General features: G+C 45.5%; 6 protein-coding genes. 4 read left to right on the top strand and 2 right to left on the bottom strand.

The genetic code is table 11. The annotated features are described in order from the left end of the window. Nucleotides 1–84 precede the first annotated feature (84 nt). Nucleotides 85–3945, top strand: coding sequence for an Eco57I restriction-modification methylase domain-containing protein (locus tag QUA16_RS32860; protein ID WP_333108543.1), 3861 nt, complete (start codon nucleotides 85–87; stop codon nucleotides 3943–3945). 66 nt (nucleotides 3946–4011) lie between these two features. Here QUA16_RS32860 and QUA16_RS32865 read toward each other — a convergent pair whose 3' ends face one another. Beyond that, entirely contained in the window at nucleotides 4012–4845 is an 834-nt protein-coding gene (locus QUA16_RS32865; protein WP_333108536.1) for a DUF3037 domain-containing protein, read from the bottom strand. 29 nt (nucleotides 4846–4874) lie between these two features. Then, entirely contained in the window at nucleotides 4875–5651 is a 777-nt protein-coding gene (locus tag QUA16_RS32870; protein ID WP_333108538.1) for a HipA family kinase, read from the bottom strand. A 253-nt stretch (nucleotides 5652–5904) separates the two neighbouring features. On the opposite strand from QUA16_RS32870, the gene QUA16_RS32875 reads away from it, so the two are divergent. From QUA16_RS32875 to QUA16_RS32885, 3 genes are all read left to right on the top strand, one after another. Next, nucleotides 5905–6609, top strand: a complete 705-nt coding sequence (locus QUA16_RS32875; RefSeq protein ID WP_333108540.1) for a hypothetical protein — start codon at nucleotides 5905–5907, stop codon at nucleotides 6607–6609. Between the two features lie 76 nt (nucleotides 6610–6685). Further along, entirely contained in the window at nucleotides 6686–10114 is a 3429-nt protein-coding gene (gene drmA, locus QUA16_RS32880) for a DISARM system helicase DrmA (RefSeq protein ID WP_333108541.1), read from the top strand. Between the two features lie 250 nt (nucleotides 10115–10364). Further along, complete coding sequence (locus QUA16_RS32885) at nucleotides 10365–12203, top strand: DUF1998 domain-containing protein (RefSeq protein ID WP_333108542.1); 1839 nt, start codon at nucleotides 10365–10367, stop codon at nucleotides 12201–12203. Nucleotides 12204–12332 lie beyond the last annotated feature (129 nt).

Here is a 12332-nt window from a genome sequence, read left to right on the forward strand (position 1 = left end):
CGCTTTAAATTCAGTTCCAATTCTAGTTGTTAACATTTCTTTACTTACCTTTGTTTTTTTATACCGACCTACTTAGTCCAAATTATAGAAAATAATCGCCCTTTTGATGAATTAGATTTAGAATCAGAAAAAGCAGGTCAGTGGAATGCTTCGCCACAAGCAAAATTTGAACGCTTATTGCGCGAAACGAGCGTTAACGTGGGGTTATTGTGCAACGGTTCGCTATTGCGCTTGGTTTATGCGCCGCGTGGCGAATCGTCGGGGTATTTGACGTTTCCGGTGGCGGCAATGTGCGAAGTGGCCGGCCGCCCAATTTTAAGTGCGATGGTAATGCTGTTAGGTTCGGATCGCCTTTTTGTGGCGCCGCCGGAACGCCGTTTGCCAGCTTTGTTGCAGGAAAGTCGCAAATATCAAAGTGAAGTTTCGACAAAATTAGCCGAACAGGTTTTAGATGCCCTCTGGGAATTGTTGCGGGGATTTCAGACAGCGGATGAGGCGAGTAATGGTAAGTTATTGAGTGAAATTGCTCAAACACAACCGCAGCATATTTATGGGGGATTGATTACAACTTTAATGCGGTTGGTGTTTTTGTTGTACGCCGAAGATGAGGGGTTGATGCCGCAAGATTCGGTGTATGCGCGGAATTATGCGGTGACGGGACTGTATGAACGGTTGCAAATTGATGCGGGAAATTATCCCGATACGATGGATCAGCGGTATGGCGCTTGGGCGTGGTTGTTAAGTTTGTTTGGGTTGGTTTATGAGGGCGGCGGCCATTTACCTCGGTATTTACCGGCCCGTCACGGTCAGTTATTTGACCCGGATGAATACCCGTTTTTACTAGGTAAAAAAGTAGGGTGCGTTGCGGCCGAAAATCTCGGTGAAATGTCAAAAACTGAACAAGCGACGCACCAAACAAACTCAGTAGGGTGCGTCGCCACCGAAAATCTCGGTGAAATGTCAAAAACTGAACAAGCGACGCACCAAACAACTCAAACAGCGACGCACCAAACAAACTTAGAAACAGCAACGCATCTTACAGAAGTGCCGCGTATTTCCGATGGGGTGATTTTTCGGGTATTAAATCGGTTGTTGATTTTGGAGGGAGACAGACTTTCTTACCGTGCTCTCGATGTCGAACAAATTGGTTCGGTTTACGAAGCGGTGATGGGTTACGAAGTCGAACGGGCCCAGAGTCCATCTATAGGAGTGTGGAGTAAACCTAAAAGTTCAAAAGTCTCTGTTACGGTTGTGGTTAGCGTCGAGGAAATTCTCAAAACTAAGGCAAATGACCGCGCTAAATATTTAAAAGAAGTGGCGGGATGCGAGATTTCGGGAAATTCTCTCAAAGGGTTAAAGGAAGCGAAAAACGCTGATGATTTAGTCGCGGCGTTAGGGCGAAAAGTGTCGCCACAAACTCCCAATTTATTGCCAGTTGGTTCTCTTTATTTGCAACCAGGCGAAGAACGTCGGCGCAGTGGTTCGCATTATACACCCCGTGCGATGACGGAACCAATTGTGAGGGAAACTCTCAGACCGATATTAGCAACATTGGGAGAAAATGCCACGCCTGAAGAGATTTTAGAGTTAAAAATTTGCGATTTGGCGATGGGTTCGGGGGCGTTTTTGGTGGAAAGTTGCCGTCAGTTGGCGGAGAGGTTAGTTGAGGCTTGGAATAAACACAATTCTTTGCCGGAAATTCCCCTTGATGAATATCCTTTGTTGTTTGCGCGGCGATTGGTAGCGCAGCGGTGTTTGTATGGGGTGGATAAAAATCCGTTTGCAACTAATTTGGCGAAGTTGTCGCTATGGTTGGTGACTTTGGCGAAAGAACATCCGTTTACTTTTTTAGATCATGCCTTGAAATGTGGCGATTCTTTGGTGGGGTTGACTCGTGCGGAAATTGGGGAGTTTGTGAAGGCGACGGATATTTATAATGAGCCTTTATTGGCGTTGTTAAAAGATAAGGTAGAACAAGCTAAGATTTATCGGGATGAGATTGCGAAGTTAGATGACGATTCAGATGTGGAAAAACGGCAACGGTTTGAAAAGGCGGAATCGGAATTACAGGAAGCTAGGTTAACGGCAAATATTGCCCTTGCTGCTTTTTTTGCTGGGGACAAAGAAAAGGAACGGAAGGAAAAAAGAATTGAGTTTTCGCAGAAGGTTAATGATTGGCGTTCGGGGGTGGTTAATATTAAGCAGGTGGAAGGGATTGCTGAAAGTTTGCAGATGTTAGAAAAGCCAATTATGCCGTTTAATTGGGAGATTGAATTTCCAGAAGTGTTTGATAGGAAGAATCCGGGGTTTGATGCGATTATCGGCAATCCGCCGTTTGCGGGTAAGAATACGGCGATTAATGCGAATGTACCTGGATTTATGGATTGGTTAAAGGTGGTTCATCCAGAATCGCATGGAAATTCTGATTTAGTGGCGCACTTTTTTAGACGGGCTTTTACGATTATCAGAAATGGCGGTGGTTTTGGTTTAATTGCTACGAATACGATTGCTCAAGGTGATACGCGGAGTACGGGGTTAAGATATATTTGTCAGAAGGGCGGTATTATTTATAATGCGACGAAGCGGTTTAAGTGGCCGGGTTTGGCGGCGGTGGTGGTGAGTGTGATTCACATTCAAAAAGTCGGGTGCGTCGCTACTAAAAATCTCGATTTATCCTCAATATCTCTCGCGGCGACGCACCCGACACAAGGCGATTTATCATCAATATCTCTGGCGGCGACGCAGCCGATTCTCGATGGGCGACAAGTTCCTAAAATTTCTGCTTTTCTGTTTCATGCGGGGGGTAATGAAAATCCTCAAACTTTATTAGCAAATGCTGGTAAAGGTTTTATCGGTAGCTATGTGCTAGGGATGGGGTTTACCTTTGATGATACGAACCCGGAGGCGACACCGATTGCAGAAATGCACCGTTTAATTGAACAAAATCCTAAAAATGCTGAGCGCATTTTTCCTTATATTGGCGGTGAGGAGGTTAATTCTAGTCCAACTCATGCTCATCATCGTTATGTGATTAATTTTGGTGAGATGACTGAGGCCCAGGCGCGGGAATATCCAGATTTGATGAGGATTGTAGAAGAGAAAGTTAAGCCTGAGAGATTAAAGCTAGGGGATAACCCAGATGCTAAAAGGCGTAAAAATAATTGGTGGCTTTGGGGGAGATATACACCTGCTTTGTTTAAGGCGATATATGGATTGGATCGTGTATTAGTTAGCTGCCTTGTTAGCAAGTATTTATCTTTTGCATTTCTTCGTAATGGAACAGTTTACTCCAAAAATACAGCAGTTTTTACAATTAATAAAAACAGTGGTTTTATTATCTTGCAAAGTCGTGTACATGAAATATGGGCTTGGTTTTTCTCTTCAACCATGAAGGATGATTTAAACTACTCTCCCACAGACTGCTTTGAAACCTTCCCCTTCCCCTCAAACTGGGAAACCAACCCGGAATTAGAAGAAAAAGGCAAAACCTACTACGAATATCGCGCCGCCTTAATGGTACGCAACAACCAGGGACTCACCGAAACATATAACCGCTTCCACGACCCCGACGATCGCCACCCGGATATAATAAAACTGCGACAATTACATCAAGAATGCGATCGAGCCGTATTAAACGCCTACGGGTGGACAGACATCGCCACCGACTGCGAATTTATCCTTGACTACGAAGAAGAAGAGGAAGAAATCGAAGGAATTAGCAAACGCCAGAAGAAAAAACCTTGGCGGTATAAATGGCCTGAAGAAATCCACGATGAAGTATTAGCGAGATTGCTTGAATTGAATCTGAAACGCTCTCAAGAGGAAAGTCTGGGAGGGAAAGCGGCTGAGGCGAAGGCGAAAGGAGGTAAAAAGACAGCTTCTAAATCTCGCAAAAACGTTTCAGATAAGCCGCCTCGTATCCTTGGTTTTCCTGATAGTCTGTAATCTGTAGGGTGCGTCAGGGGAAGATTTATCGCAATTAGCAGAGAATTGATGACTGACGCACCCTACTCACACCATTGCAACCAACTTATCAATAGTCTGAGATGCCCAAGATTGTACTTCATTTTCTTGCAAAACTTCCGCCCCCAAACTCCTGTAAGTTGAGATAGTTGTTTGATACACTTTGTTTAGTTTTTCATAATCCTGCCACTCTTGTTTTGGGGGAAGTGCAACAATTCCTATAGGCAATTTAGTGTCAGATTCTTTAACATCTAAAATCATCCAAGAAATAGAATCTTGCAAAGTTTCAGGCGGGTGAACTTCAAAGGATATTCCATGCGCGACCAAGTAAGGTTGACCGTTAGCAACAACCGCATCAAACGTATGTTCTTTATGACTTCCTTTTACAGGAAAATCATTTTTTAGCATTTCTCTTAAAGCAGGTTTATCATCATAAGATCTAAGAGTGTTTCTAATTATAGAAGTTGTAATTCTTGCAGCATCGTGGCGATTTCGCTTAGTTTTTGCAGAAACTACATTAACCAGGTAAGTCTGCGCGATATCTTCTAATAAACTCTCGACATTTTCCAAAGATCCGCGAGGTTCTGTGAATTGAATACTGTTAATCCAACCCTGTGCAATTTTTTTTAATCGCTCATGTTTAGGAGTGCCATCTGGCTCATCTCCGGGGAAAAGCAAACCCTCACTGGCGGCGAAGTTCATTCGTTTCGCAAAGTCTCTGAGAAAATGAATATCTTCACGCCCAAAAGCCTGCACTCGACTCCAATTATTTAAAAATTGTACGCGCACATCATTATCATCAAAAGCAACAACGCCAATATTAATCCGTTCGTCAGCGATGGGATTGGGGACGTATTGAACGATACTATATCTGCTTGCCATTGCTTTTGACTCCCTCTATAAGAAAGTGCTTACAAAAAAGTTAATAATTGTTGTTGCTGTCTAGTTAAGTATTCTACTAGAGTAACACGCTCGTCAAGAGTTAGCCCCCACTCGCTAGGCGGAGCCGCCACTGCTTGAATGATTGTTGCTTCACTGACGCTTTCAAGCCCCCGGAGTGCCGAGCTAATCTCATCTGGGGTAAAGTTGCAATTTTCACGCAAATAGGAGTTTAGTTCAGCTTGGGGTGCTGGTATCAGATCACGCTCTGTCCAATTGGGGCCACCGGGAAAGAAATGACCATGATCCACCGAGTAAACTAATCGCGGTGGATTTTTCTGGAAAATAAACTGGATGTCGTTAGCATAGACCCATCCGTACAACACAGCAAGCAAAACAAACCTGGATCTATTTTTAGGTTCGCTAGTTGCAATCAAACCACAATCATCACGGCAATCTGGTATAAAGAGAGTAGCGTGTGCTGTGCCTGGAGGAATATGAGAGAGACGAGGTTCAATCGCAATAAGTTCAGCCGATACTTCAACAATCTTAGGTTCGCCAACGGGTGCGCCTATTGCAAAGCCAAGCTTTGCAGTAATCTGGTCATTTACAATTTGTCTGCCTGCTTGCTGACCTTTAACCACATACTCTCCACCATCATTACACTTAAGCAAAACCGGTTCTGCTTTCGTCCTCCATGCTCTGCGAAAAGTTGTTGCCCTGATGGGTATTTCAGGTTGTGAAAGCGCATCGTTTAGCTTTTGCTTCCAGTGTTCCCTCGCGTTTTCTGTATTTTCGCTTTTGCCCACAAAAAAAAGTATAAAATTTAGGTATATCCTCCTAAATTATCCTATTGCTATCTGCTTTGTCAATTTATTTAACGAAAAAACTTGACGTAATACCCAGAGCTTAAGATAATAAATAGGAACCTGCGTTATACAAAGCATTGGCAAGAAAAGTGAAACTTTATAAATCCCCAGATTTTCGAGAGGCTATCTGGGCGGATTGAAGACATTTTGCAAATGTCGGTAAAGTAATTAAACTTCAATGAGGTATTACATAATGTTTGATGCTTTAAAATCGTGGCTATCATCTTTAACGCCGACTCAACTGCAAACATACCAACCATTATTCTATATTGTTTTTGGATCGATAACTATTATTTTTGGATTGGTTAATATAAGTAAAGTTATTTATGACTGGAATAAAGATAAAATAAAAATAACCCTTCAACTTAGGCGAGATAGTGTTAGTTTACCAGCCATCCAACAGCCATCAAGAAATTATTTATTAATTGAAGTTGTAAACAAAGGTTATAAGGATGTAATAATTAATGAAATAGGAATTGCGGTGCCAGGTAAAAACGATATTAATGTTGTAGATATGCCTTGGACATTTCCTATATTAAAAGGATATGAAAAGGAAATAATGGGAAGTCTGGAATGGGTAGCCATTCCCGGTACAGTGAATCCACAATCTATAGGGATAGCTCAAATTTTATTTTCTAACTTAGAAGAAGCTTATAATAATATAAAAAAAGAAAAAGAACTGTCGCTTGAAGAGCCAGGATACCTGCGAACACGTAATCTTATCAATGCGTATGAAGAATTGATGAAGTCGTATAACACTAGCACTCAAGTGCTGACGGTCAAACCTTATACAGTGACTACTACAGGTCAGCGTTTTCTTGGAAAAAAAACAAAGATTCAATTAGGAAACCTTCATACAGCCGTGCAAGCTACGACTCAAAAAAAAAGATTCCTTTGATACAAGTAAGGAATCATTTAGGGATTAAAGTTTGGACTAATTATTAAACAATCTAATTAAAGGTAAAGACATATTAATGAATATCAATGCAACCCCGACAACCCCCGCCCAAGTCCGCCAACACCTAATCGACGCCTTACAACTCGACCTCATCGGCCCCATCCCTGACGACGAAGCCCACGCCGCAGAAATCATCAACCAACCCCCTTCCCGCTGGTATCTCAGCGGTTTTCTCGTACCCTACGGGGCCGGCCTCGAACAGCGCAGCGACGACACCAGCAACGACGAACTCGACGAACTCAGTCGCCCCAGTCCCGGCGACGACGAAAACCCCCCGGAAAAATCCTCCGCCCGCAGAGCATTTTTTCCCTCTTCAATGGGGCTGAGTTTCCTGGTTCCCAAAGAAGCAACTCACTTCCGGGCGATCGCATCTTGGGGCGACTACTCGCCCATTCCCACAGAAGAGGAAAAAGCAGAAACCAAACTGCAAAGTCTCGTCTCCGGTGATTGGCTGCGGAAACCTCAACAGGTAGAACTAGATGTTCCCATCAAAAGCAGCACCGCGCCCTACACTTTGGACATTCCCGACAGCGGCGGCTTAAAACTCGTCATTTCCGTTCGCCCCGTGTTGTCTCAGATTAAGTTACCCCCCGGTACCCGTTCCGTCTCCGCTTTCCTTGTCAACTACCGCACCCCCACCACCGACGACTCCTTGCGAGATACCACTTACATCTTCCAAGCAACTTTAACTATTCACACCCCCTACCCCCTCGTCCCCCGCCCGAATTTGCGGGGACAAACCGATGATGATTGGGATGAAAAGGTGGCAGACTTGCAGTATCGGGAAGACTGCGAATTTGCTGTTGGCCACAACATTTCGGCGATCGCCCTCGTCCACTCCGACTCGATTTGCAAGGAAATTCGCACCGCCTGGATACCCACCGCTGACGTAGAAAAAGTCATCGCGGCCGTTGTACCCGGAACTGAACTGGAAATGGAAGCGATCGCTGCGGCACCCAGTCCCGCAGCTTTGCGGTCAATGCTAGAGCCAATGGTAACAACTTACGGCGATTGGATTGCAGACCAGGGGCACAAATTCCCCCTCGATCCCAACCGAGCTCAAATTGCCCAAACGTTGCTCAACCGCGCCCAAGTCGCGCGCGATCGCATCGCTGCGGGCCTCGACGCTATGAATGACCCCGAAGTGTTCGAGGCCTTTAGAATTGCCAATTTCGCGATCGCCAGATCCATCCGTCAACGCGCCACCCATGACAGTGAGAAAACCCCCGCAGAAATCCACGCCCCCAAATGGCGGCCGTTTCAGCTAGCCTTCCTGCTGATGAACTTAACGGGAATTGCCGATCCAGAAATGGGCGATCGGGACATCGTAGATTTGCTATTTTTCCCCACCGGCGGCGGCAAAACCGAAGCATATTTAGGGTTAGCCGCATTTACTTTAGTTCTGCGACGGTTACGAAATCCAGGGCTTAGCGGGGCCGGGGTTAGTGTCTTAATGCGCTACACTTTACGCCTGTTAACCTTAGACCAACTGAGTCGCGCCGCCACTCTGATCTGCGCTTTAGAATTAGAACGGCAAAACGATGTTCAAAAACTAGGCACTTGGCCTTTTGAAATCGGGTTGTGGGTCGGACAAGCAGCCACGCCAAACCGCATGGGACGCAAAGGGGACAACAACCCAGAAAGTGCCCGTACCCGCACCATTGCCTATCAAAACGACGATCGTAATAAACCCTCACCCATTCCCTTAGAAAACTGCCCTTGGTGCGGTGAAAAATTCACCCGCAACTCCTTTACCTTATTCCCCAACGCAGACAATCCCACGGATTTAAGAATTCTCTGCATCAACCGTAAACGCCTTGCCAATAACCAACTGCAATGTACTTTTAAAGGAAATAATCCCTTGCCCATTGTTGCGGTTGATGACCCCATCTATCGTCGTGTCCCCTGTTTTATCATCGCCACTGTCGATAAATTTGCCAACCTACCTTGGGTCGGAGAAACAGGGGCTTTATTCGGAAAAGTCGATCGCTATGATGACAACGGATTTTACGGGCCGGCTACTATTGGCATCGGTCGGACACTAGAAAAACCTCTCCTACCACCCGATTTAATTATACAAGATGAATTGCACCTAATTTCCGGGCCGTTAGGCACGATGGTCGGACTTTATGAAACGGCTATTGACGCCTTATCAGCTATTGACAAAAATGGCAAAAAAATCTATCCTAAAATAGTTGCTTCAACTGCAACCGTGCGGCGAGCAACAAAACAAATTCGCGCCTTATTTGGTCGCACCGAAGTCGATGTTTTTCCGCCTCCTGGCCCAGACCGCCGCGATTCATTCTTCGCCAAAACTGTCCCCGCTACAGAACAAAACCCCCGCACTTATATCGGCATTGCCGCTCAAGGTCGCAGCTTAAAAGTCATCTTGCTGCGGACTTATTTAGCTGTATTAGGGGCAGCTCAAAAACATTGGGATGCCAACGGCGGCGCGAGGAATAAAAATAATCCTGCTGACTCTTACATGACCTTATTGGGTTATTTTAACTCTCTGCGAGAACTGGGAGGAAGTCGGCGCATTGTTGAAGATGAAGTCAAATCTAGATTGTTAGGATATAGCCAGAGAAAACGGGAAAATGAGCAGTCAGGATGTTTGGCTAACCGCCGAATTAACGATGAACCTTTAGAATTAACTTCTCGCGTTAGCACTAGCCAAGTTTCGGAAGCAAAGCGCTGTTTAGCCTTAGCTTTTTCCGACGCACACCGGGTGGACGCTGCACTAGCAACTAATATGATTTCTGTGGGTTTAGATATTACTCGCCTCGGATTAATGGTCGTATTAGGACAGCCAAAAACAGCCGCCGAGTATATTCAAGCAACCTCGCGAGTAGGGCGAGACGAACAGCGACCGGGATTAGTGGTAACATTATTAAATGTACACAGACCGCGCGATCGCTCTCACTACGAACGTTTCGGCGCGTGGCACAACACTTTTTACCGGGCAGTCGAAGCAACCAGCGTCACACCCTTTTCACCCCGTGCCATTGACCGAGGAATTGCTGCGATTACCGTTGCTTTAGCGCGTCTAGGTAATCCAGAAATGACCGCACCTTTAAACGCAATTAAAATTATAGAACAGCGCTCCAACTTAGATTTTGTTGCTGATATCATTGCCCAGCGTTCTGAAATCCACGACGAAGACCGAGACGCGGAAGAAACCGAAGAATTGCGCCTGAAACTAAAAGAGCGAGTCAATAATTTGCTTGATACTTGGCAATATATAGCTTCTGAAAAAGGCAGTTTGCAATATCAGCAAGAAGTGGGAGTTGCACCGCCTTTATTATTTGACCCCCTTGACCCAGACTTGCAGAGGCAACCGCAACCCGCTAAAAAGTTTAAAGCACAACGTAGTTTGAGAGATGTGGAACCTGTTGTCAATTTGTGGGTGAAAAATCCAGATGGGTTCGAGATTGATGAGGATTAATTCGCGCACGGTGCGTCCGATTGAGCATCAAGATTAACTCACTTAGGGTGCGTCAGAAAAAAAGATTATTTAATTGCGAGAAATTTCTCTCTGACGCAGCCTACAAATAAACTCAGTAGGGTGCATCAGAAAAAAAGATTATTTGCCTAGCGGAAGATTTCTCCCTGACGCACCCTACTAAGTAACTAATTGCGAACAAATTTCCGGCTGACTTACCCTACCAACTACAAACTAACTAACTAAAATCAATATGAAAATCCCATCAGGACAAATTCGCCAAAGTCAAATTTTAACCACCTTCGGGCCGGGGGCAATGGTCGATTTGCCCAACTATTCGATTATTATTGGCGGGTTAAACCACTGGCGGGGCGATAAATCGCGCATCCACGAAGAGCGCCTGGAAGAGCGAGTTGCCGAAATTCTCGGCCTGGCCCGCGTTGCCCTGTACGCTCCCCCTGTAGATGAACAAGACCCCAGTGCCCCTCGCACAGGCATCACCGCCTTCACATTTCCCACTTGGTTTGTAGCGCAAGACGATGGCACTTGGAAAGCTTTCAACGGCAAAGAATACCGCACCAGACCTTTAATTCGTTGGGGGAGTTTGGTTAAGGGAAAATATCTTAATGCTGAGAGGAAGAAAAAGCCTGTTGTTCCGGTGCGCTTCGTGCAAGCTTGCGCCAACGGACATATCAGCGATATCAATTGGAATGCTTTTGCCCACAACAATTTGGACGCTCCATGCCGAGGGCAATTGTGGCTCGATGAAAGCGGTTCTGGCAATGATTTCGCTGAAATCTTCGTCCGGTGCGAAGCTTGCAAAGCCCGTCGCCCCCTTTCTGATGCCACTGTCCCGTATTCTAAAGTGCTTGGCCGGTGCTTGGGAGAGCGCCCTTGGCTCGGCCCGGTTGCAAAAGAACCTTGCCTTTCTAGAGAGGGCGATCGCCCGTTGTATAATCGACTGTTAGTGCGATCGGCGAGTAATGCTTATTTTGCTCAAGTGCTTAGCGTGATTTCTCTGCCGGACACAGACGCCAAACTCAGGGAAGCTGTCAATCAAGTTTATGAAGATTTCCTGCAATATGCTGAAGACTTAAATGATATCAGAAAAGAGCGAAAAAAACAAAAAGTTCTTAATGCTTTAGAAGGTTTAAGCAACGAAGCGGTTTGGGCAGAAATACAGCGAAGAAAGGCAGGATTTTCTAATACAAAAAAGAGCATTAAGCAAGTGGAAATTGAAACTTTACTTGCTAGTCCTGATGAAGTTGGGGAAGATGTGTCCGAAGGAGATTTTTACGCCCGCGCTCGCAAGTTAGAGGGGTTAAATCCTCTCGCAACAGCTCGCATTGAACGCATTATTCTAGTGCATCGGCTCCGAGAAGTCGTGGCGCAAGTCGGATTTACTCGTTTTGAAGCAGCTATGCCGGATATTGAGGGTGAATTAGATATTAACGTGCGACGGGCAGCTCTTGACATCGATCCGACGTGGGTACCAGCGATTGAAAATAGGGGTGAAGGAGTATTTATCGCCTTTAAAAAAGAGGCAATTGACCAATGGCTGAAGCAAAAAGCTGTTCGAGAAAGAGGGGAAGAGTTGCATAGGGGTTTCCAGAAATGGTGTAACACTAGAGGGATTCCGCAGGACAAAGCCAAGTTTCCGGGATTGCCTTACATTATGTTGCACTCCCTCTCTCACTTATTAATTACTGCTGTTTCTCTGGAATGTGGCTACGCGGCTAGTGCCATCCGGGAACGCATTTATGCTGGGGATTCAGGCTACGGTATTTTGCTCTATACCGGCACCTCTGGTAATGATGGAACTTTGGGGGGACTGGTGCAAATTGGCAAGCGCATTGAATTACTGTTAATCAGCGCATTGGAGTTAGGAAGGCTTTGCTCTAACGACCCAGTGTGTGCTCAACACGAACCGGAAAATCATGCCGAAGACCGTTTCTTACATGGGGCTGCTTGTCATGGGTGTTTGCTGATTGCTGAGACTTCTTGCGAACGGCGCAACGATTTTCTCGATCGGGCTTTAGTCGTAAACACAGTTAGTGGTAACAGTGCTGCTTTTTTCCCAGATGAATTATGATCTCTAAGGAATACAGGCAACGGAAATTTCCCCCGTGGGGAATTCCGTTTAATATTACGGCAGTTTATAGATATTCCGAAACCGACAGCATTCAGCATCAAACAGCAGCTTAACCGTTCCCGTTCCGCT

This window comes from Microcoleus sp. S13_C3 (assembly GCF_036700905.1).
In the GTDB taxonomy this organism is placed as follows: domain Bacteria; phylum Cyanobacteriota; class Cyanobacteriia; order Cyanobacteriales; family Microcoleaceae; genus Microcoleus.